At 66.2% G+C, this 21,987-nt stretch carries 17 protein-coding genes; 14 read left to right on the top strand and 3 right to left on the bottom strand.

Annotated features, from left to right (window positions below; translation table 11 throughout):
* Positions 1-112: 112 nt before the first annotated feature.
* The 3 genes from ARC23_RS08240 to fdnG are packed head-to-tail and all read right to left on the bottom strand — an operon-like array spanning position 113 to position 4,753.
* Positions 113-760, bottom strand: a complete 648-nt coding sequence (locus ARC23_RS08240; RefSeq protein WP_057496806.1) for a formate dehydrogenase subunit gamma — start codon at positions 758-760, stop codon at positions 113-115.
* Positions 757-1,674: a formate dehydrogenase subunit beta gene (fdxH, locus tag ARC23_RS08235; RefSeq protein WP_049440473.1), complete on the bottom strand. Its 918-nt coding sequence runs from the start codon at positions 1,672-1,674 to the stop codon at positions 757-759. Before fdxH ends, ARC23_RS08240 begins: the two co-directional genes overlap by 4 nt.
* 10 nt (positions 1,675-1,684) lie before the next feature.
* Positions 1,685-4,753 carry a formate dehydrogenase-N subunit alpha gene (gene fdnG / locus ARC23_RS08230; protein ID WP_152985234.1) on the bottom strand — a complete coding sequence of 1,023 codons (3,069 nt, stop codon included), beginning with the start codon at positions 4,751-4,753 and terminating at the stop codon, positions 1,685-1,687.
* Between the two features lie 292 nt (positions 4,754-5,045).
* Between fdnG and gmk the strand changes: the two genes are divergently transcribed.
* The 14 genes from gmk to ARC23_RS08155 all read left to right on the top strand — a co-directional run bounded on the left by gmk (position 5,046) and on the right by ARC23_RS08155 (position 21,952).
* The gene (gene gmk / locus ARC23_RS08220) at positions 5,046-5,711 is read left to right on the top strand and encodes a guanylate kinase (RefSeq protein ID WP_057496804.1); all 666 of its coding nucleotides are present in this window, start codon (positions 5,046-5,048) and stop codon (positions 5,709-5,711) included.
* Positions 5,712-5,821: 110 nt separating this feature from the next.
* A complete protein-coding gene (gene rpoZ / locus ARC23_RS08215; protein ID WP_005410877.1) occupies positions 5,822-6,121 on the top strand; it encodes a DNA-directed RNA polymerase subunit omega in 300 nt (99 codons plus the stop codon).
* A gap of 105 nt (positions 6,122-6,226) precedes the next feature.
* A complete protein-coding gene (locus tag ARC23_RS08210) occupies positions 6,227-8,389 on the top strand; it encodes a RelA/SpoT family protein (RefSeq protein ID WP_057496803.1) in 2,163 nt (720 codons plus the stop codon).
* Positions 8,390-8,572: 183 nt separating this feature from the next.
* Complete coding sequence (locus ARC23_RS08205; RefSeq protein ID WP_005410875.1) at positions 8,573-8,959, top strand: RidA family protein; 387 nt, start codon at positions 8,573-8,575, stop codon at positions 8,957-8,959.
* Positions 8,960-8,966: 7 nt separating this feature from the next.
* On the top strand, positions 8,967-11,078 hold the full coding sequence (gene recG / locus ARC23_RS08200) for an ATP-dependent DNA helicase RecG (protein WP_057496802.1): 2,112 nt from the start codon (positions 8,967-8,969) through the stop codon (positions 11,076-11,078).
* Positions 11,079-11,409: 331 nt separating this feature from the next.
* Complete coding sequence (locus tag ARC23_RS08195) at positions 11,410-12,348, top strand: nucleoside hydrolase (protein ID WP_057496801.1); 939 nt, start codon at positions 11,410-11,412, stop codon at positions 12,346-12,348.
* A gap of 88 nt (positions 12,349-12,436) precedes the next feature.
* Complete coding sequence (locus ARC23_RS08190; protein ID WP_005410871.1) at positions 12,437-12,679, top strand: type B 50S ribosomal protein L31; 243 nt, start codon at positions 12,437-12,439, stop codon at positions 12,677-12,679.
* A 296-nt stretch (positions 12,680-12,975) separates the two neighbouring features.
* Positions 12,976-14,253 (top strand): citrate synthase, encoded by a 1,278-nt coding sequence (locus ARC23_RS08185; RefSeq protein ID WP_057496800.1) that lies wholly within the window; start codon positions 12,976-12,978, stop codon positions 14,251-14,253.
* A 345-nt stretch (positions 14,254-14,598) separates the two neighbouring features.
* Complete coding sequence (locus tag ARC23_RS08180; protein WP_057496799.1) at positions 14,599-15,675, top strand: hypothetical protein; 1,077 nt, start codon at positions 14,599-14,601, stop codon at positions 15,673-15,675.
* A gap of 350 nt (positions 15,676-16,025) precedes the next feature.
* Entirely contained in the window at positions 16,026-16,388 is a 363-nt protein-coding gene (locus tag ARC23_RS08175; protein ID WP_057496808.1) for a NirD/YgiW/YdeI family stress tolerance protein, read from the top strand.
* A gap of 420 nt (positions 16,389-16,808) precedes the next feature.
* Positions 16,809-17,318, top strand: coding sequence for a CS1 type fimbrial major subunit (locus tag ARC23_RS08170; protein WP_057496798.1), 510 nt, complete (start codon positions 16,809-16,811; stop codon positions 17,316-17,318).
* Positions 17,319-17,369: 51 nt separating this feature from the next.
* Entirely contained in the window at positions 17,370-20,096 is a 2,727-nt protein-coding gene (locus ARC23_RS08165) for a TcfC E-set like domain-containing protein (RefSeq protein WP_057496797.1), read from the top strand.
* Entirely contained in the window at positions 20,093-21,226 is a 1,134-nt protein-coding gene (locus ARC23_RS08160; protein WP_057496796.1) for a CfaE/CblD family pilus tip adhesin, read from the top strand. The genes ARC23_RS08165 and ARC23_RS08160 overlap by 4 nt, the downstream gene beginning before the upstream one ends.
* 18 nt (positions 21,227-21,244) lie before the next feature.
* Entirely contained in the window at positions 21,245-21,952 is a 708-nt protein-coding gene (locus ARC23_RS08155; RefSeq protein WP_057496795.1) for a hypothetical protein, read from the top strand.
* The last annotated feature ends 35 nt before the right edge of the window (positions 21,953-21,987 follow it).

Below are 21,987 nucleotides of genomic sequence, written 5' to 3'. Positions count from 1 at the left end.
CAAGGACGGGTTTACGGCGTCCCCCGCAACCGGACCCACCCGGCCACCCCTCAGGAAGCCAGCTTTTGACGTTGACGTTGCCTCTGCGGGTGCAGGGCCGCAGGCCCTGCCGTTACCCCTGTTCGCGCCGCCCGCGAAGGATGTCGCGGAACCACTGCCGGTGGTGCTTGTACGCCCAGCCGTAGGTCACCTTGCCCTGGGTCATCGCCCGCACCGAGCCCTTGATCCAGATCGCCGCATAGATGTGCACCACGATCGCGCAGATCAGCACCCAGCCGAACAGCGCATGGGCCAGTACCGAGAAGCGGATCACCCCGATCGGGAAGAAGTGGCTGAAGTACTGCCGCCAGATCACGAAGCCGGTCAGCAGCAGTGCCGACAGGCAGCCGATGATGGCCCAGAACAGCAGCTTCTGGCCTGCATTGAAACGGCCTACCGGTGGCAGCTTCTCATCCTCGTTGCGCAGCACATCGCGCATGCCGCGCATCCACGCGCGGTCGTCGGCGGTCGGCAGGTTATCGCGCCACATGCGGAAGGCCAGCAAGGCAAAGCCCACCACCATGGCCAGGCCAACGAACGGATGCAGGATGCGCGTCCACGGACCACCACCGAACAGCTGGGTCAGCGGGAACAGGGCGGGGTGGAACAATGCCAGCCCGGACAGCGCCGTCAGCACGAAGCAGATCGCCACGATCCAGTGGTTGATGCGGGTCGGCGCGCGGTAGCGGATGATCTGGCGCGGGTGCGGGGCGTACTTCATGGCCGCTGCTCCTCTTCGATCCTCTTCGCTTCGTGTTCGGCTTCCTCTTCTTCCTCGTCATTGACCGTGTTGCGGCCGATGCCGATGTAATGCAGGAAGCCTGCGAAGGCGGTGGCGGCGATCGCCAGCACGCCCAGCGGCTTGGCCACGCCCTTCCACACTTCCACCATCGGGCTGATCCGCGGGTCCTTGGGCAGGTCGGCGTACAGCTCAGGCTTGTCCACGTGCTGCAGCACGTACATCACGTGGGTGCCGCCCACGCCCTGCGGGTCGTACAGGCCAGCGTTCCCGTAGCCGCGCGATTTCAGGTCTTCCACGCGGCCGGCCGCGTGCTCGGTCATCGCCTGCTTGCTGCCGAAGGTGATCGCGCCGGTCGGGCAGGTCTTCACGCAGGCCGGTTCCTGGCCCACCGCCACCCGGTCCGAACACAGCGTGCACTTGTAGGCTTTGTGGTCCTTCTTGGAAATGCGCGGCACGTCGAACGGGCAGCCGGTCACGCAGTAGCCGCAGCCGATGCAGTTCTCTTCCTGGAAGTCGACGATGCCGTTGGCGTACTGGATGATCGCGCCCGGCGACGGACAGGCCTTCAGGCAGCCCGGATCGCTGCAGTGCATGCAGCCCTCCTTGCGGATCAGCCACTCCAGCTTGCCCTTCTCGTCCTCGTACTCGCGGAACTTCATCACCGTCCACGACTGGTCGCTGAGGTCCGGTGGGTTGTCGTAGCTGCCGACGCAGCTGCCGACCTCGTCGCGCAGGTCGTTCCACTCCATGCAGGCGACCTGGCAGGCCTTGCAGCCGATGCACTTGCTCACATCGATCAGCTTGGCGACCTGGCCGGTGTGCGCACCACGCGCCTCCGGCGAGGGCGTGGTGGTGGCCGAGCGGCGGATGATGTCCAGCGATTGCAGTGACATGGCGTGTCTCCTACACCTTCTCGACCTTGACCAGGATGCACTTCGATTCGGGCGTCTGCGAGTTGCCGTCACCGATGGCGTTGGTCAGCGTATTGGCGATGTAGCCGGGCTTGGCTGCACCGAGGAACCCCCAGTGGATCGGAATGCCTACCTGGTGCACGGTCTTTCCATCGATCTGCAGGGCCTTGATGCGCTTGGTCACCATCGCAACAGCCTCGATGTGCCCGCGTTTGGAACTCACGCGCACGCGGCTGCCGTTGTTGATGCCCAGTTCGTCGGCCAGTGCAGCGCCGATCTCCACGAACTGCTCGGGCTGGATGATGGCGTTGAGCTTGCCGTGCTTGGTCCAGAAGTGGAAATGCTCGGTCAGGCGGTAGGTGGTTGCCACGTGCGGGAACTCGTCGGGCGAACCGATCTGCGCACGATCGCTGGCGAATACGCGGGCGGCCGGGTTGTTCAGCGTCTGCGCCTGGCCGGGGCTGAGCGGGTTGCTGCGCAGCGGCGTATCAAACGGCTCGTAATGCTCGGGGAACGGGCCTTCGGCCATGCCGGCCTTGGCGAAGAAGCGGGCGATGCCCTCCGGGTTCATGATGAACGGGCCCATGCCGCCGGCCGGATCCTCGTCGGCCTTGAAGTCCGGCACATCCACGTTGCCCCAGTTCTTGCCGTTCCACGCCAGCAGCGTGCGGCGCGGATCGAACGGCTGGCCGGCCACGTCGCAGGAGGCGCGGTTGTACATTACCCGGCGGTTGGCCGGCCACGCCCAGGCCCAGCCGAGGGTATTGCCGATGCCGGTCGGGTCACTGTTGTCACGACGCGCCATCATGTTGCCGGTCGGGCCCCAGGCACCGATGTAGATCCAGCAGCCGGAGGCGGTGCTGCCGTCGTCGCGCAGGTCGCCGAATGCGGCCAGCTGCTCGCCGGCCTTGCGTACCAGCTTGGTCGGGTCCTTCGGATCGAACACGTCGGCCAGTGCCTTGCCGTTGTACTCCATCGCCAGCTCTTCCGGCGTGGGCACTTCAGGGTTGGCGTACTTCCAGGCCAGGTCGCGCACCGGCTCCCACCACGCACCGCCGTCCTTCTCGTACATCGCTTTGATGCGATGGAACAGCTCGGACATGATCTCGATGTCGCTGCGCGCTTCGCCCGGCGGATTGGCGCCCTTCCAGTGCCACTGCAGCCAGCGCGAGGAGTTCACCACCGCGCCGTTTTCCTCGGCGAAGGAGGTGGTCGGCAGGCGGAATACTTCGGTCTGGATCGTGCTTGGGTCGACGTCGTTCAACGCACCATGGTTCTGCCAGAAGGCGATGGTCTCGGTTTCCAGCGGGTCCATGCTGACCATGAACTTCAGCTTGGAGAACGCGCTGATCAGCTTGCCCTTGTTCGGCGCCGAGGCCAGCGGATTGAAGCCCTGGCAGATGTAGCCGTGGATCTTGCCTTCATTCATCAGCTCGTACGCCTGCAGCATGTCGTACGGCTTGTCGAGCTTGGGCAGGTAATCGAAACACCAGTTGTTGTCGGCGGTGGCGGCGTCGCCCCACCACGACTTCATCAGGCTGACGTGGAACTTCGGGTAGTTCTGCCAGAACGACATCTGGTTGGCGCGCAGCGGCTTCTGCGTGCGCTTGGCGATGTAGGCGTCGTAGTCCTGTTCGTCCTGTCTGGGCAGGGTCAGGTAGCCGGGCAGCAGGTCGGACATCAGGCCGATGTCGGTCAGGCCCTGGATGTTGGAGTGCCCGCGCAGCGCGTTCATGCCGCCACCGGCCACGCCGATGTTGCCCAGCAGCAGCTGCACCATGGTGCCGGCACGCACGTTCTGCGCACCGATCGAGTGCTGCGTCCAGCCCAGCGCGTACAGGATGGTCATCGCCTTGTCCTTGCCGGCGGTGGACGCGATCATGTCCCAGATCTGGCGAATGCTGTCGGCCGGCGTGCCGCAGATGCGCTCGACCATCTCCACCGTATAGCGCGCATAGTGCTGCTTGAGCAGGTTGTAGACGCAGCGCGGGTCCTTCAGCGTCGGGTCGCTGCGCACGAAGCCATCGTCACCGTACGCGTAGTCCCAGCTGGAGCGGTCGTAGCTGCGCTTCTCTTCGTTGTAGCCCGAATACAGGCCGTCCTTGAAGGCGAATTCGTCCTTCACCAGGAACGACATGTCGGTGTAGTTCAGCACGTACTCGTGCTGGATGCGGTCCTCGGTCAGCAGGTAGTTGATCAGGCCGCCCAGGAACACGATGTCGGTACCGGTGCGGATCGGCGCGTACACGTCGGCCACCGCGGCCGAGCGGTTGAAGCGCGGATCGACCACGATCAGCCGGGCCTTGTTGTGTGCCTTGGCCTCGGTCACCCATTTGAAGCCGCACGGATGCGCCTCGGCGGCATTGCCACCCATGATCAGGATCAGGTCGGCATTCTTGATGTCGACCCAGTGATTCGTCATCGCACCACGGCCTAGCGTCGGGGCAAGACCTGCCACCGTCGGGCCGTGTCAGACACGTGCCTGGTTGTCGAATGCCAGCATGCCCAGGGAGCGCACGACCTTGTGGGTCAGCACCGCGGTTTCATTGCTGGTGGCCGAGGCCGCCAGCATGCCGGTGGTCAGCCAGCGGTTGACCGTCTGCCCGGCTTCGTTCTTCTGCACGAAGTTGGCATCGCGGTCTTCCTTCATCAGCCGTGCGATGCGGTCCAGCGCATCGTCCCAGCTCAGCCGCTTCCACTCGTTCGAGCCCGGCGCGCGGTACTCGGGGTAGAGCAGGCGCGACTTGCTGTGGATGATGTCGGCCAGGCCGGCACCCTTCGGGCACAGCGTGCCGCGGTTGACCGGATGGTCCGGGTCGCCCTCGATATGGAAGATGCTCGGCTCGGCGTTCTTGGCGCCATCGCCGAGGCTGTACATCAGGATGCCGCAGGCCACCGAGCAGTACGTGCAGGTGTTGCGGGTCTCGGTCGCGCGGGTCAGCTTGTATTGCCGAACCTCCGCGAGCGCGATGCCGGGCGCGAAGCCCATCAAAGCCAGGCTGGAGCCCACCAGGGTTGTCCCGGTGACCTTCAGGAACTGGCGGCGACTCATCGAGGGCATGCCGTTCTCCTTGGATGGCGGGGCGGCACGCAGACCACCCGGCTGTCGGTAGCTACATGCCGGTTATAGCACAGGCCCCCGGATGCCCATGTGGCACTAGGGCCGGCACCGGCCGGACGGGCGCGGGAACGGCCCGCTCTGGTAAAGTTGCGTGCCCGCCCCCCGGGGAAGCGTCTGCCGGGCCTGGTTCCAGGATGTTCCGCGCAGCCCCCGCCATCCTGGCGCGATCCTCCGCGCCGGATCTGGAACACCGAGGAAAAATTTTGCGAAATCAACCCGTTGGATCCCCCGCATGAGCGCCCCGTCGAAACCGTCGGCCGCCATCGCGCGCGGCACGCTGTACATCGTTGCCGCCCCGTCCGGCGCCGGCAAGAGCAGCATCGTCAACGCCACGCTGGCGCGTGATTCGCAGATCGCCCTGTCGATCTCCTTCACCTCCCGCGCGATGCGTCCGGGTGAAGTGAACGGCCAGCACTACCACTTCGTCTCTGCGGAGAAGTTCGAGGAAATGATCGCCGCCGGCGACTTCTTCGAACACGCCTGGGTGCACGGCGACTGGAAGGGCACCGCCCGCCAGTCGGTGGAGCCGCAGCTGGCCGCCGGCCAGGACGTGCTGCTGGAGATCGACTGGCAGGGCGCGCAGCAGGTGCGCCAGCTGGTGCCGGGCACGGTCACCGTGTTCATCCTGCCGCCGTCCAAGCAGGCCCTGCAGGACCGCATGCGCAAGCGCGGCCAGGACAGCGAGGCGGTCATCGCCCAGCGCCTGGGTGCGGCCCGCGATGAAATGCTGCACTTCAACGAGTTCGACTATGTCATCGTCAACGAGGTGTTCGACACCGCCGTGGACGAGCTGTGCGCGATCTTCACCGCCAGCCGCCTGCGCCGGGAGGCCCAGAAGGTCCGCCACGCCGGCCTGATCCAGGCCCTGTTGACCCCGGATCCGGGCGCAACTGACTGATTCCAAAAGAATCGGGTGGGGGTTGGCTTGATTTTGTCCAGCCCCTGCCAGTACACTCCGTCCCCTTTCCCTCATTCGACTGAGCGGCCGACCGGTCGCCGGGAGCCCGTATGGCCCGCATCACCGTAGAAGATTGCCTGGAAGTCGTTAACAACCGTTTCGAACTGGTCATGATGGCTTCCAAGCGTGCCCGCCAGCTCGCCAACGGCGTGCAGGCCACGCTGGACAACAGCGAGACCGAGGACAAGCCGACCGTGCTGGCGCTGCGCGAAATCGCCGCCCGCAAGATCGACAACGCGCTGATCGACGAAGTCGAGAAGGCCGAGCGTGAGCGCGCCGAGCGCGAAGCGCTGGAGTGGGCCGCCGCGGAAGTGGTCGCCGACGAAGACATGTCCAAGAACGACGATTGATCACATCGATCAGAGTCATTGCTGGATCGCCGAACAGCCCGCCCCGTGCGGGCTGTTTCGCATTCAGGATTTGCCGTAAACGTCGCGCTGGAATAGGCTTCGGACATGAACCCAGGCCCCACTGCCAAGGTCGCCGCAGTCCCCGCTGCCGCCGTACCCGACTACGTCCTCCAGCTTGAACGCGCCGCCCACTACCTGCCGCCGGAGCAGCTGCCGCTGCTGCGCCGCGCCTGGGAAGTCGGCGCCGCCGCGCATGCCGGGCAGACGCGCAAGTCGGGCGAGCCCTATATCACCCATCCGGTGGCGGTGGCGCAGGTGCTGGCCGAGCTGGGCCTGGACGTGGAAGCGCTGATCGCCGCGATCCTGCACGACACCATCGAAGACACCCCGCTGACCCGTGAGGCGCTGGCCGCCGAGTTCGGCGAAGCCGTGGCCGAACTGGTTGACGGCGTCACCAAGCTGGACAAGCTGAAGTTCCGCGACCGCCAGGAAGCAGCCGCCGAGAGCTTCCGCAAGATGCTGCTGGCGATGTCGCGCGACCTGCGCGTGATCATGATCAAGCTGGCCGACCGCCTGCACAACATGCGCACGCTGGGTGCGCAGAGCCGCGAAGCACGCGGCCGCATTGCCCGCGAGACGCTGGAGATCTACGCGCCGATCGCACAGCGCCTGGGCATGAGCCTGGTCAAGAGCGAGCTGCAGAACCTGGGCTTCAAGGCGCTGTATCCATGGCGCCACGCCATCATCGAAAAGCACATCCGCAGCCAGCCGGTGGTGCGCCGCGAAGCGATGGCGCAGGTGGAGGTGCAGCTGTCCCAGCGCCTGGCCAAGGAGGGCATCGAGCATCGCCTGGTCAGCCGCATCAAGACCCCGTGGAGCATCTACAACAAGATGCGCGACGAGAACAAATCCTTCGACCAGGTGATGGATGTGTTCGGCTTCCGCCTGGTCGTGCGCAGCGTGCCCAGCTGCTACCACGCGCTGGGCTCGGTGCACGCCACCTTCAAGCCGCTGGATGGCCGTTTCCGCGATTTCATCGCCATCCCCAAGGCCAACGGTTACCAGTCGCTGCACACCGTGCTGTTCGGGCCCTACGGCTCGCCGATCGAAGTGCAGATCCGCACCGAGGAAATGGACCTGATCGCCGAGCGTGGCGTAGCCGCGCACTGGACCTACAAGTTCGGCGGCGACTCGCCCAACAGCGCGCAGAGCCGTGCCCACGCCTGGATCGTCGAACTGATCGACTCGCAGCGCGCCGCCGGTTCCTCGCTGGAATTCCTCGACAACGTCAAGGTCGACCTGTTCCCGGACGAGGTCTACCTGTTCACCCCGAAGGGCAAGATCCTGGCCCTGCCGCGCAACTCCACCGCGCTCGATTTCGCCTACGCCGTGCATACCGATGTGGGCAACATGGCGGTGGCCTCGCGCGTGGACAAGAAACTGGTGCCGCTGCGCACCAAGCTGGTGTCGGGGCAGTCGGTGGAGATCATCACCGCGCGCTCGGCCACGCCGAAACCGCAGTGGCTGGAGTTCGTGGTTACCAGCAAGGCGCGCACCGCCATCCGCCACCAGCTCAAGCAGCTGGAGCACGAGGATGCCGTGCAGCTGGGCCACCGCATGCTCGACCGCGCGCTGGAAGCGATGGATTCCTCGCTGGAGCGGCTGCCCAAGGGGCGCCTGGATGCGTTCCTGGCCGAACACCGCTTCCCGCGCCTGGAAGCCCTGCTGGCCGAGGTCGCGCTGGGCAACTGGATGCCGACCCAGGCCGCGCAGGCGCTGATGGCCTACGCCGAGCTGCGTGGCGGCCCGCATTCGCGCCACCATTCGCAGGAAAAGATCCTGATCAACGGCAGCGAGCGCGGCGTGGTCACCTTCGCCGGCTGCTGCCAGCCGATTCCCGGCGACGAGATCATGGGCTACCACACCGCCGGCAAGGGCATCGTGGTGCATCGCATGGACTGCCCGAACCTGGCCGAGCTGCGCAAGTCACCCGAGCGCTGGGTGCCGATCGGCTGGGACACCACCGTCTCCGGCGACTACGACACCTCGCTGGTGGTGGAAGTGGAGAACGGCACCGGCGTGCTGGCGCAGCTGGCCGCCGCCATCGCGCAGAGCCACTCCAACATCGAGCGGGTGGATTACCTGGACCGCGACTTCAACGCCGCCGTGCTGGCCTTCAACATCCAGGTGCGCGACCGCAACCACCTGGCCGAAGTGATGCGCCGCCTGCGCCGCCTGTCGGTCGTGCAATCGGTACGCCGGCAATAACCCTGCTTCGGATCCGGGGTCGGATCCCTCTCCAACGGAGAGGGCTCTGACCCCATCGCGTGACCCGATCTCATGCACGGGGTCAGAGCCGTTCCCCGGCGGGAAACGGATCCGACTCCAGCCGACGCACGCCCCAGCCGGTACAATCACCGCTCTGTTTCCCCCAACGCACCGGAGCGACCCATGTCCCGCCAGATCATCAACACCGAAAAGGCGCCCGCCGCCATCGGCCCGTACTCGCAGGCCGTGCGCGCCGGCAACACCGTGTACTTCTCCGGCCAGATCCCGCTCGACCCGGCCACCGGCGACATCGTCGGCGCCGGTGACGTCGAAGCGCAGGCCCGCCGCGCCTTCGACAACCTCAAGGCCGTGGCCGAAGCCGCTGGCGGCTCGCTGGACAAGGTCGTGCGCCTGGGCCTGTACCTGACCGACCTGGGCGAGTTCGCCAAGGTCAACGCGGTGATGCAGGACTACTTCCAGGCGCCGTATCCGGCCCGTTCCACCATCGAAGTCTCGGGCCTGCCGAAGGGCGCCAACTTCGAGGTCGATGCGGTGATGGTCATCGACTGACCACCACGTGGCACGCAAGGCGGCGGTCACTCCGGTCCTGTCTCCGTCCGGCGAAGCATCCCTGGCGATGCTCGCTGGCGTAGGCCCGGCCGTGGCCGCCAAACTGCAGGCGCGTGGCCTGGCCACCCTGCAGGATCTCTGGCTTCACCTGCCACTGCGCTACGAAGACCGGACCCGGCTGACCCGCATCGAAGACCTGCGCAACGGCGTGCCGGCGCAGGTGGAAGGGCGGGTGGTCGCGGTCGAGCGCGGCATGCGCTACCGTCCGATGCTGAAAGTGGCGATGGAAGACGAAGGGCAGGGCACCCTGGTGCTGCGCTTCTTCCATTTCCGCCAGCAGCAGGTTGGCCAGTTCGCAGTCGGCAACCGGCTGCGCTGCTTCGGCACGCCCAAGCCAGGCCACCTCGGCCTGGAAATCGTCCATCCCAGTTACCAGGTGCTGGGCCGCAACGACGATCCCGAACTCGGCGACCGCCTCGACCCGGTGTATCCCACCGTCGAGGGCGTCGGCCCGATGACGATGCGCAAACTGATCGGCCAGGCGCTGGACCGCCTGCCCGAGGAAAGCACGCTGGAATTGCTGCCCAGTGGTTGGCTGGACGGCCTCAAGCTGCCCTCGCTGCGCAGCGCGCTGCTGACCGTGCACCGGCCACCGCCGGATGCCGACCTGGCCGCGCTGGCCGCCGGCACCCATCCGGCGCAGCGTCGCCTGGCGATGGAAGAACTGCTGGCGCACCACCTCAGCCTGCGTCGCCAGCGCATTGCACTGCAGGCACACCATGCGCCGCCGCTGGCCGGCCCCGGCAAGCTGGCCAAGGCGCTGCTGAAGCAGTTGCCCTTTGCACTGACCGGCGCGCAGGCACGCGTGTTCAAGCAGATCCGCCAAGACCTGTCGCGGCCCAGCCCGATGCTGCGGCTGGTGCAGGGCGACGTCGGTTCCGGCAAGACCGTGGTGGCCGCGCTGGCCGCCATGCTGGCGGTGGAGCAGGGCAAGCAGGTCGCACTGGCCGCGCCCACCGAACTGCTGGCCGAACAACATCTCAACAACCTGCGCGGTTGGCTGGAACCGCTCGGCGTGCGCATCGCCTGGCTGGCCGGCAAGGTCACCGGCAAGGCCCGCGCCAAGGTGATGGAACAGGTGGCCAACGGCGAAGCGCAGGTGGTGGTGGGCACGCACGCGCTGATGCAGGAGGCGGTGGTGTTCCAGGACCTGGCGCTGGCCATCGTCGACGAGCAGCACCGCTTCGGCGTGCATCAGCGGCTGGCCCTGCGTGACAAGGGCGCGGGTGGCAACAGCGTGCCGCACCAGCTGGTGATGACCGCCACGCCGATTCCGCGCACGCTGGCGATGTCCGAATACGCGGACCTGGATGTGTCGGCCATCGACGAGCTGCCGCCGGGCCGCACGCCGGTACAGACCGTCGCCCTCAACAATGACCGCCGCCCGGAGCTGATCGAGCGCATCGCCCTGGTCTGCCAGGAAGGGCGGCAGGTGTACTGGGTGTGCACGCTCATCGAGGAAAGCGAAGAGCTGGATGCTACGCCGGCACAGGCCACCTACGAATCGCTGCAGGCGCTGCTGCCGGGCGTTCGCGTGGGGCTGGTGCATGGCCGCCTGAAGGCCGCGGAAAAACTGGCCACGATGGTGGCGTTCAAGGCCGGCCAGATCGACCTGCTGGTGGCCACGACTGTCATCGAAGTGGGCGTGGACGTGCCCAATGCCTCACTGATGGTGATCGAGAACGCCGAGCGGCTGGGCCTGGCCCAGCTGCATCAGCTGCGAGGTCGGGTTGGCCGTGGTTCGGCGGTGTCGCGCTGCGTGCTGCTGTACCAGGCGCCGCTCTCGCAGATGGCACGCGAGCGCCTGCAGACCATGCGCGAAACCAACGATGGTTTCGTCATCGCCGAGAAGGATCTGGAGTTGCGTGGTCCCGGCGAACTGCTGGGTACGCGCCAGACCGGCCTGGCCGGCTTCCGCATCGCCGACCTGGCCCGTGACGCCGGCCTGCTGCCCGGCGTGCACGAGTTGGCCGAGCGCCTGCTGGACCAGCAGCCCGCGCTGGCCGACCGCGTGGTGCAGCGCTGGATCGGCACCGCCGTGCGTTACGCCTCGGCGTAGGCCGCCCCGGGGTCAGAGCCCTTTGCACAGCAATGGCCTCTGACCCCATTTCCGGCACGCTCATCCACGCACGGCGTGGATCCACTGTAGAGCCAAGCCCACGCTCGGCTGCTGTGCGCGCTGCGCGCGGGAGTCGAGCATGGCTCGACTCTACAGAGAGCTCTTCCCCGCCATCCGCGGGAAACCCGTTTTTGACGTTGCTGTCGAAGTTGCCGGCCAGCGGCCGGCACTACCGCGGGTGCAGGGCGCGGCCCTGCCAGAACCCCGCCCCCGTACTTGCAACGGTCATCATCCCGGTCCACACTTCGTTGCCGATCTGAAGACGGCAACGATGACCCACAAGATCCCCCTGTTGATCGACACCGATCCCGGTGTGGACGACGCCCTGGCCCTGCTGATGGCCTTTGCCGATGAACGGCATGACGTGGTCGCCCTGACCATCGCCGCCGGCAATGTCGGCCTCGAATACACCGTCCGCAACGCCCTCAAGCTCTGCGACATCGTTGGCCGCACCGACGTGCCGGTGTTCGCCGGCAGCCCGGATCCGCTGCTGCACCCCTCCGTCGACGCCGCCCACGTGCATGGCCGCGATGGCTATGGCGATGTGGACTTGCCGCCGCCCAGCCGCCAGGCCGAAGCCGAGCACGCTGCGCTGGCCATCCTGCGCCTGTCGCATGAACACGCCGGCGAACTGATGCTGGTGATGCTCGGCCCGCTGACCAACCTGGCGCTGGCGCTGAAGCTCGACCCGACCCTGCCCCAGCGCATCAAGCGCATCGTGGTGATGGGCGGCGCGGTCACCTGCCACGGCAACATCACCCCGGCTGCCGAGTTCAACATCGCCTTCGATCCCGAAGCGGCGCACGTGGTGTTCACCTCGTTCAAGCACCTGCTGGTGTCGGACTGGGAGGCCACCGTCGCCCATGGCCTGCCGCTTGAGCAGGCCGAGCAGTGGTTGCAGGCCGATTCCGATCGCGCCCGCTTCTACGAGCTGATCTCACGCAAGACCCGCGCGCTGTCCGAGGACGCCAAGGGCGGCCGCTGGTACACCGCCGATGCGGTGGCCATGGCCTGGGCGCTGAACCCGGAAGGGCAGCTGCAGGTCGAGTCGCGGCCGCTGAACGTGGAGCTGAACGGCACGTTCAGCCGCGGTGCGACGATCGTCGACTGGAACCGCCAGACCGGCCAGCCGGACAACTGCGATCTGCTGATGGCCTACGACCAGCAGCGTTTCGAGGCCCTGGTACGCCAGGCCCTGGGCGCGGACTGAGGTCGATGTCCCGGGACCGGTTGCCCCCAGCGGCAACCGGTGCTTATAATGCCGCTCTTGACCACCAGCCCATTTACGGTGTGAGCCCATGAAGGCCGATATCCATCCGAACTACCGCGACGTCGTCTTCCATGACGTCACCTCCGATTTCAAGATCCTGACCCGCTCGACCATGGCGACGAAGGAAACCATCCAGTGGGAAGACGGCAACGAATACCCGCTGGTCAAGGTTGAAATTTCCTCGGCTTCGCACCCGTTCTACACGGGCAAGCACAAGGTCATCGACACCTCGGGCCGTATCGACAAGTTCCAGAAGCGCTACGCGCGCTGATCTGTCGATCCTGCTTCGAACCGACGGCCGCGCTCTGCGCGGCCGTTTGTTTTTCCCCGACGCGTGCCCAACGGGCGTTTGGATGGGCGGAACACTGCGTTCGGGTGACAACGCTTTTGCCGATCCGGGCCGCTTGCTGGCCGGGCTGTGGCCGCCTGTCGTCTACGACTTCCGTCTAGCACCCGACAAATGCTGCTGTGCGATAATGACCTGATCCCCGGCACAGGCCGAGGACGTCATTCACGTGCCTGACCAATGCGCTTGGGCAGGCGCCTTCCCATGAAGGAGCGCACACAGTGTCCGATCTTGATCAGGTCACGCTCAACGCCGGCGATAAGTCGGTCGTTCTGCCCGTCATCAAACCCACCCTTGGCAACGACTGCGTCGACATCGCGAAGCTGACCAAGGAAACGGGGTATTTCACCTACGATTCCGGCTTCACCGCGACGGCCAGCTGCAAGTCCGCCATCACCTACATCGACGGCGACAAGGGCGTGCTGCTGTATCGCGGCTACCCGATCGAGCAGCTGTCGGAAAAGTCGAGCTACGTCGAAGTGGCCTACCTGCTGATCAACGGCGAGCGCCCGAGCGCCGAGCAGCTGAAGGCCTTCACCGATGAGCTGACCGCCGAAGCCAATGTCGACGACTCGATCAACACCCTGATCGGCAGCTTCGCCAAGGACGCCCACCCGATGGCCATCCTGGCTGCTGCGATCGCGCAGCTGTCGGCCATCTACCACGACTCGCTGGATCTGTCCGACGCCGAACAGCGCCGCCAGGCGGCCGTGCGCCTGATCGCCAAGGTGCCGACCCTGTCGGCGCTGATCTACCGCCACGGCAAGGGCCTGCCGGCCAACAAGCCGGACACCTCGCTGGATTACGTCAGCCGCTTCCTGAAGCAGACCTTCGAGTCGGCCGACGGCCAGTACGATCTGAACCCGGACGTGGTCAAGGCACTGGACCTGCTGTTCATCCTGCACGCCGACCACGAGCAGAACGCCTCGACCTCGACCGTGCGCCTGGTCGGTTCGACCGGTGCCAACCCGTACGCGTCGGTCGCCGCGGGCGTCACCGCGCTGTGGGGTCCGGCCCACGGTGGTGCCAACGAAGCCGTGCTGAAGATGCTGGAAGAGATCGGCAGCGCCGACAATGTCGAGTCCGCCGTGGTCAAGGCCAAGGACAAGACTTCCGGCTTCCGCCTGATGGGCTTCGGCCACCGCGTCTACAAGAACTTCGACCCGCGCGCCAAGGTCATCGGCGAGATGACCAGCAAGGTGCTCAAGCAGCTGGGCGTGCAGGATCCGCTGCTGGACGTGGCCGTGAAGCTGGAACAGGCTGCGCTGCAGGACGAGTACTTCGTCGCCCGCAAGCTGTACCCGAACGTCGATTTCTACAGCGGCATCATCTACAAGGCGCTGCAGATCCCGACCGAAATGTTCACCGTGATGTTCGCCCTGGGCCGTACCTCCGGCTGGGTCTCGCATTGGCTGGAACAGCAGGTCGATCCGGAAATGAAGATCGGCCGTCCGCGCCAGGTCTACACCGGCAGCGACGTGCGCGACTACCAGGGCTGATCGCCCGCGTAGGTTGTGCCGAGAACGCCCCGCATACGCGGGGCGTTTTTTTTATCGTTGCCCCGGTAGGTGCCAACCTTGGTTGGCACGCTTTCCCATCCACGCATGGCGTGGATCTATCGCGTTCCCACCTTCGGTAGGTGCCAACCTTGGTTGGCACGATCTCCCATCCACGCGTGTCGTGGATCTACCGCGTTCCCGCCTTTGGCAGGTGCCAACCTTGGTAGGCACAACGTTCAACGCGCCAAGACCGCGTGATTCAAGGGTCTCACCAGCTTCACAATCGCTCGCGCAGCCTCAGGACACCAACTGCATCCGCAGCATCTGATCCGGAGCGTCCACCCCATGAGTACCCGATTCGACCCACCCGAGCGCGGCCCGCTCGGCCCAGATGTCGCTACTGTCGTCACCGCCCCCATCGTCGCCCCTCCCGGCGAAAGCGCCGTGTCCTGGGGCGCGATCTTCGCAGGCGCGGTCGCCGCCGCCGCACTCTCCCTCATCCTGTTGATCCTCGGCGTTGGCCTCGGCCTGTCGTCGGTGTCGCCCTGGTCGTTCGAGGGCGTCAGCAAGGAAACCTTCGGTTGGTCCAGCATCATCTGGCTCACCTTCACCGCACTGGCCGCATCTGGCTTGGGCGGCTATCTGGCCGGTCGCCTGCGCACCAAGTGGACGCAGATCCATGGCGATGAAACCTATTTCCGCGATACCGCACACGGCTTCGTTTCGTGGGCGGTCGCCACGCTGCTGACCGCTGGCCTGCTGACCTCGGCCATCGGTGGCGTGCTCGGCGCCGGTGCGAAGGTCGCAGGCGCCACCGCAGGTGCTGCCGCTTCCACCGCCGGCGTTGCCGCTGCGGGTGCTGGCAGCGCGGCAGCCGCTGCGCCGGAAGGCGACCTCAACTACTGGGTCGACTCGCTGTTCCGCAACGCCACCAACCCGGTCCCGGACGCCGCCGCCGCACCGCCGGCCCCTGGCGCACCGAGCGCAGCACCGATCGACCCCGCCGCGCCGCCGCCGGCCGCCAACGTCGGCCCGCGCGACGCGCGCATGGCCCCGCCGCCGCGCCCGATGCCGGGCAACGGTCCGATGGGCGACCATCGCGAAGTACGCGCCGAAGTGAACCGCATCATCGTCAACAGCCTGCAAGGCGACGGCCTGGACCCGGCAGACACCCAGTACCTGTCGCAGCTGATCGCGCGCGAAACCGGCATGAGTCCGGCTGAAGCGCAGGCGCGTGTGACCGATGTGCAGACGCGCATGCGTGCGGCGCTGGAAAAGGCCAAGAACACCGCCAAGCAGGCTGCCGACGATGCCCGAAAGGCGACCGCCTATGCCGCACTGTGGCTGTTCATCACCCTGCTGATCGGCGCGTTCTTCGCCAGCCTCAGCGCCACCTGGGGCGGCCGCCGCCGCGACCTGTAACCCGCATTCCGTACAAGGAGACCCGCCATGAAAATGATTCTGCTCTGGTTGTTGGGCGTGCCGATTCCGCTGCTGATTCTGTACGCGATCTTCTTCTGATCGTGCGCCAACGCCATGTCTCATCAGGCCGCCGGAAGGCGGCCTGATATCTGTAGAGTCGCGCCACGCTCGACTCCCGCGCGCAGCACGGGCGGCAGCCGGGCAGGGGCGCGGTTCCACAGGGGCTCGCTTCAGGATCTGAATGCTTTCTGACAATGAATGTCGCTTTCACATCTTTTCGGATCTATTGCATGGGCATCACATCGGGGGCGATAGAACCTGACGGTACTGATCCCTGCATGGAGAACACCATGAACCGACTGCTTGCCATCGCCCTCATCGCCACGCCGCTGACCCTGCTGAGCCCGCAGGCATCCGCGCAGTACACCGGCCCGGGCGCAGGAGCCGCTGTCAGTACCGTCGCTGACGCACGCGCGCAGCGCGATGACCATCCGGTGGTGCTGCGTGGCACCCTCGTCGCCAAGATCGGGGGCGAGCGCTACCAGTTCCGCGATGCCAGCGGCCAGATCGAGGTCGAGATCGACGACGAAGACTTGCCGCCGCAGGCCATCGGCGCCGACACCGTGGTCGAGCTGCGTGGCAAGGTTGACACCCACCGCTTCAAGCCGACCGACATCGATGTCGATCACGTCACCGTGGTGCCTGCAGGCTGAAGCGAACGGCAGCCGAGCATGGGCTCGGCTCTACAGTAGATCCACGCCATGCGTGGATGGCGTGGAGTGACCGGAAAAGCTGTCTGTAGAGTCGAGCCATGCTCGACTCACACGCGCGGCGCTGGCATTTCGGACACTGGCACAACGGCAGCCGACTAACAGTCGACTCTACAAATGCAAGGCAATGAGGTTTCTTGCATTCAATCAGTGAGGAAAATTGCATAACCCTCAAACATTGAACACCTTCAAGAATTCTCCTTAACGTTCAACGTTTTAGGAATGCTTGAATGGCCTGCATGGCAATGGATTTCTAACATTCTCTCCGTCGCCCGCACCCATCCCCGCGGGCGGCGCCTCCCTCCCTTTCTCCTTAGGGGAGGGGGGCTTTCTTATTCCCCCTTTGTCCGAGAGAGACAACCCATGCACGCCATCATCAAGAAGGCCGCGCTCGCTGCAGCGCTGGCTACGGCTTCGCTGTCCGCGCACGCTGTTGAAACCAAGATCTCCGTCTACGCCGACGTCGACCCGACCCTTGCGCTGCTGCGCGATGACGGCACCCCGCTGCCGGACATGGTCACGCTGACCCACGATCCGCTGCGCGGCCTGATTCCGGACACCCAGCGCGTCCGCATCCACTCCAACGATGAAATCGCCGATATCGAGGCCCGTATCGACGGTCCATTCGTGCTGGCCAACGAGACCGGCGCCGTCACCGTGCCGATGACCATCAGCCTCAACAACCGCGCACTGGGTACCACTGCCATCGAGTACAAGGCGGCCGATCTGTTCAACGGCGCCGGCTCCACCCCGGGCGCCTCGATCTCGATGCCGTTGACCATTGCCCAGACCACACCGGCGCCGATTGCCACCAAGGGCCGCTACGCCGGCATCGTCAGCGTCGTGCTGAACCAGAAGGCCACCACGCCGTAATCCCCGCGCCGGCCCGCACGCCGGGCCGGCGGCTTCTGCAGTGGTACCCCCATGACCCCACACGCCCCCGCCGTCACCCGGCTGGCGGTCGCGCTCGCCCTGGCACTGGCTGCTCCCCTGGCCGCAGCCCGCGGCGTCCCCGCCGGCTTCGAGGATCTGGTCGAAGGCCAGACCGAACAACTCGACATCCAGCTGTTCGGCCGCTCGGCCGGACTGTCGCCGGTGCGCGTGACCCTGGAGCACGTGCAGCTGGAAGACCCCGCGCGCGTGCTGCAGGCGCTGGACCTGCCGGCCGAAGCGCAGGCGGCGCTGCTGCCGGCACTGTCACAACCATTGCCGCGCAACAGCCACCTGGCCTGCCGCTTCGGTGGCGCCACGGCGGGCTGCGGCTATCTCGATCCACCCGAAGACCCCGCAGCCGTGCGCGCGCTGTACGACGAAGGCGAGGGCGCGGTGCGCCTGTTCGTGGCGCGGCAGTGGATTCCCGGTGAGCCGGCGGCTGAGCGTTACCACAAGGTCACAGCCAACGCCGAGAACGCCTTCCTGCACCAGCAGACGCTCAACGTCAGTGGCGGCCGCGACTACCAGGCGCTGTCCGCGCGCGGCGTGGGCACGCTGGGCCTGTTCGACCGCGGCCACCTGTCCGCCGAGTGGTACTACACCCAGCAGCGCTACCGCAGCCGAAGCGACGACGACTTCCAGTTCGACAACGTCTATTACCGCCATGACCTGGGCCAGGCGCACTACCTGCAGGCCGGGCGTATGGACCGCCGCAACCTGTCCAGCCCGCAGGGCGGCACCTTCAGTTTCAGCATGCTGCCGCTGGACCGTTTCCAGGGCGCGCGCGTGGGCACCACCCAGGCCTATGTGGACACCGATGCCGCCGTGCAGGCCACGCCGCTGACGGTGCTGCTGGCGCGCGACGCTCGCGTCGATGTGTTCGATGGCGAGCGGCTGCTGCAGACCTTCTACCTGCAGGCCGGCATCAACCAGATCGACACCCGCAATTTCCCGTTCGGCAACTACCTGGTGCGCATGCGCATCTACGAGGACGGTGTGCTGGTGCGCACCGAAGAGGCGCCGTTCGACAAGGGCGGCGACTGGACCAACAGCCAGTGGCAGTGGTTCGTGCAGGGCGGCCGCCGCAACGAGCGTCGCAGCGATCGTTTCGACGGTGAGTCGGTTGCGGTGGCGGGCGTGCGCGTGCCGCTTGGCCGCGATGCTGCCCTTACCGCCGGTGCCGCCAACCTCGGCGGCCATAGTTACGGCGAACTGCGCCTGGACCTGCGCCGCGTGCTCGCCACGCATGAGATGCGTGCAACGCTCAGCGGCATGCGTGGCAGCGATGGCAGCAATGGCCAGCAGCATCAGCTGTCGTACCGGCGCAAGGCGTCGTGGAATCTCTACCAGCAGCGCATGCGCGGCAAGGCCTGCCAGTTCGAGGCCGATGCGCGCGACCAGCTGGGCTGCACCAACTCCCTCAGCGGCTCGATGTCGCTGCCAGTAGCCGGTGGCAATGCCTACGTGGGCTACACCCGGCGCCAGACCTGGCGCACCGGCTGGCATCGGCCTGAATTCGACCAGGATCCGTTGTTCGGGCTCGATCCGCTGCTGCCACCCGGTCCGCTGGAACCGCGCCGCGAACCCGTGCTCAGCCGCACCTGGCAGGCCAGCTTCAGCCGCAGCCATCGCTGGCAGGATTTCAGCGTGTCCACGCGCGTGGGCCTGTGGCAGCAGCGCAGCACCGACAGCGTGCGCGGCAGCAACGAGCGCGATCGCGGCATCTACTTCAACCTGAGCCTGACCCGCCTGCAGCGTAATCATGACAGCAGCGGCCAGCGCCGCTACGCGGTGGACGTGCGCCAGCCGCAGCATCAGCGCCCGGCCATCGACTACAGCGTGGGCCAGAGCCTGCGCCAGGAACGGGATACGCACTATCGCGAGCTGAACGCCGAACTGCGCGCCAACAACAACGATCGCTACAGCGCCTCGCTGAGTGGCCAGCTGCAGAACGGCATCGGCAATTCCACTGCCAGCATCGCGCACTATCAGCAGCGCGGACGCGGCGAGACGGGCTACAGCGGCAGCCACAGCTCCGGCTTCGCACTGGGCCGTCGCGGCGTCTACTGGAGCGGTGCCAACGGCGCCGAGGCCGGCCTGGCCGTGCAGGTGGACGGTTTCGACGATGCCGACCTGCATGGCGTGGCCGCGGAATTGCAGGTGGGTGGGCTGCGCCGACAGCGTCTGCAGATCGGCGAGCGCCGGCTGCTGCCGCTACAGGCCTATCAGTCGCAGCGCGCCGAAGTGCAGGACGCCAGCACGCTGGACAGCATCGCCGCGATCCGCGTGACCGGCGTGGGCGGTGCACGGCCGATGTTCCTCACCCCCGGCAAGCTGATGCGCATGCCAGTGCCGATCGAAGTGACCTACACCTTCATCGGCAACGCCAAGGACCTTGCGGGGTCGCCGCTGGGCGGCGCCCGCATCCTCAACGCGCCGGTGCCCGGCACCAGCGCCAACGGCAGCTTCGTTGCCGATTTCCCGCGTCGCGAAACAACGCTGTACCTGCTGCAGGACGACCGCCTGCTGCATTGCCCGCTGCAGGTGCGAGAGCGCCGTCAGGTGGTGCTGCTGGTCGGCGCCGTGCACTGCGAGCCGCTGGCTGTGGCCCAGCTGCCGCCCGAGATCCGCCAGCAGGCCCGCGTGACCCGCCTGCTGCAGGAACGCGCGTTGATTGCCGCCACGCCCCAGACCGCTGCTGCAGGAGGTACGCCATGAGCCGGCGTTGGATGTGTGTGTTGATGCTGGTGTGTGCGCTGGTGCTGGTGATGCCACGGGCGTGGGCGCAGTGGCCGCCGGAGACGCATCCGACGGACCAGAGCAGGGACATCGTGATGAGCTGGGATCGCTCGACGGCGCCGGGTGATGTGGTGCTGTGGGCGCCACGGACGGTGCTGGGGTTCAGTCACGACCTGGCGTTCAAGTATGGGCAGATCCATGTGGTTTGTGGGTCTGCTTCTGATAGTGAGTTTGGGAAATGTGCCGTAGATGGTGAGCCGGGACAGTCGCTTGGCATCAGTAACGTTGCCCTGCTGTTTGTAGAACAGAGAACCGGCCTGCGTACTGAGCTTCGAGCGGAGGGGTATCTGCAGAGGATCATGTCGGACTGGATCTGCGCCACTGACTACTGGGACACGGCTAGAAGACGTCTGAATGCGTCCTTCTGGTTCGAGTGCGGCTCGGGTAAGCCAGCGGGTACCGGGGCGAACCTTGAGGTTCCAGCTGCAGAACTCTCCAGACTCGTCGCTGGCCACTGGAAAGCCACGATGCGCCTGAACATCAAGTCCGATCCCGCCGCAGCACCCGTCGCAACAGCCACCTTCAACTTCGACTTCACCGTCACCGACTACGACGCGATCTCGATCTACTTCCCGGGCTTCGACGGCATCGCACCGCTGGTCAACATGGACCTGCGCTACGACCCCATCGGCAAGATGGTCGGCGGCTACAAGGAAGTGGACATGTGCCTGTACGACGGCGTGGGCTCGCAGAGCGAGTTCCTCGGCGTCACCGTGCGCGACAGCTGGCCACGGCCCCCGCCCGGAAGGGACTTCGCGGTCTGGCACGGGGACGGCGGCAGCGATGACACCCAGCGCCTCGACTACCAGGTCAGCCTGAAATACGGCGGCAACCGTCTGGCGATGAAGAACGGTGAAGAACAGCTGCTACGCGGTATCGACAGCGCGCAGTTGCGGCTGGTGATGCTGCCGGGCATCAGCCAACCCGTGTACTGCGTGCCCACGCCGCTGGTGCTGGAAACGCCGCCTACGCCCATCGCCAGCAAGCGGCCCGGTCTCTACGACGGCGAGTTGACGGTAGAGCTGCGCGTGCCGACCGCCAAACCCTGATCCCCACGGAGTCTCATCATGAAGAAGCTGCTGTTCTGCCTGTTGCCGTTGAGCGCGCTGCTGGCACCGCCGGTACATGCCAACCTCTCGATCCATCCGATGCGCGCGGCCGTCGATGGCAAGCGCGGTACGCAGATCCGCGTCTACTCGCACTCCACCCAGCCGCAGTACGTGCAGGCACGCCTGTTGCGCATCTCGAATCCCGCCCAGGCTGGCGAGGAAGAGGTGGACATGGAGGCGGCCGATGCCGCGGTCGCCATCACCCCCGGGAAGTTCGCACTCAGTGGCGGAGGCAATCGCCTGATCCGGGTGATTCCACTGCGCAGCGTGGAGAAGGAAGTGGCCTACCGCGTCTACTTCGAGGGTGTCAGGGGACCGGACGGGACCCTGCTCGAGGGTGACGAGCAGGCGGCACAGGCCAACGTCGGCGTCAGCCTGGTCTGGGGTGCGCTGGTGAACGTGCTGCCCGCCAATGGCAGTGTGGATCTGCAACTGCAGGGCGACACCCTGCGCAACGTGGGGACCTTGCGGGTCGGTATCACAGGGCTGGCCGAGTGCACCGGCAGTGGTGCCTGCACGACCCACGACTTTGCCAAAAGCCTGTACCCGGACGCGGTGCTGAAGCTGCCGTTCCAGCCTCAACCGGGCAATACCGTGCAGCTGCATTACCGCCTGTCCAAGGACGGCTACCGCGAGCACGTAACCACCCTGGCGCCAAGCGCCTGATCGTTCCTGGCCCCGCGCTGTTCGCGGGGCCTCAT

It is taken from the genome of Stenotrophomonas beteli, assembly GCF_001431665.1.
GTDB classification, from domain to species: Bacteria; Pseudomonadota; Gammaproteobacteria; order Xanthomonadales; family Xanthomonadaceae; genus Stenotrophomonas; species Stenotrophomonas beteli.
Note: the sequence above shows the minus strand (reverse complement) of the source record. Positions and strands in the feature narration are given on the sequence as shown.

Coding starts and splice junctions, on each gene's coding strand:
- ARC23_RS08210 (WP_057496803.1), top strand. CDS start 6,227: ATGAACCCAGGCCCCACTGCCAAGGTCGCCGCAGTCCCCGCTGCCGCC.
- ARC23_RS08155 (WP_057496795.1), top strand. CDS start 21,245: ATGAAGAAGCTGCTGTTCTGCCTGTTGCCGTTGAGCGCGCTGCTGGCA.
- ARC23_RS08180 (WP_057496799.1), top strand. CDS start 14,599: ATGAGTACCCGATTCGACCCACCCGAGCGCGGCCCGCTCGGCCCAGAT.
- ARC23_RS08205 (WP_005410875.1), top strand. CDS start 8,573: ATGTCCCGCCAGATCATCAACACCGAAAAGGCGCCCGCCGCCATCGGC.
- gmk (WP_057496804.1), top strand. CDS start 5,046: ATGAGCGCCCCGTCGAAACCGTCGGCCGCCATCGCGCGCGGCACGCTG.
- ARC23_RS08195 (WP_057496801.1), top strand. CDS start 11,410: ATGACCCACAAGATCCCCCTGTTGATCGACACCGATCCCGGTGTGGAC.
- ARC23_RS08240 (WP_057496806.1), bottom strand. CDS start 760: ATGAAGTACGCCCCGCACCCGCGCCAGATCATCCGCTACCGCGCGCCG.
- ARC23_RS08190 (WP_005410871.1), top strand. CDS start 12,437: ATGAAGGCCGATATCCATCCGAACTACCGCGACGTCGTCTTCCATGAC.
- ARC23_RS08160 (WP_057496796.1), top strand. CDS start 20,093: ATGAGCCGGCGTTGGATGTGTGTGTTGATGCTGGTGTGTGCGCTGGTG.
- rpoZ (WP_005410877.1), top strand. CDS start 5,822: ATGGCCCGCATCACCGTAGAAGATTGCCTGGAAGTCGTTAACAACCGT.
- ARC23_RS08165 (WP_057496797.1), top strand. CDS start 17,370: ATGACCCCACACGCCCCCGCCGTCACCCGGCTGGCGGTCGCGCTCGCC.
- fdxH (WP_049440473.1), bottom strand. CDS start 1,674: ATGTCACTGCAATCGCTGGACATCATCCGCCGCTCGGCCACCACCACG.
- ARC23_RS08175 (WP_057496808.1), top strand. CDS start 16,026: ATGAACCGACTGCTTGCCATCGCCCTCATCGCCACGCCGCTGACCCTG.
- ARC23_RS08170 (WP_057496798.1), top strand. CDS start 16,809: ATGCACGCCATCATCAAGAAGGCCGCGCTCGCTGCAGCGCTGGCTACG.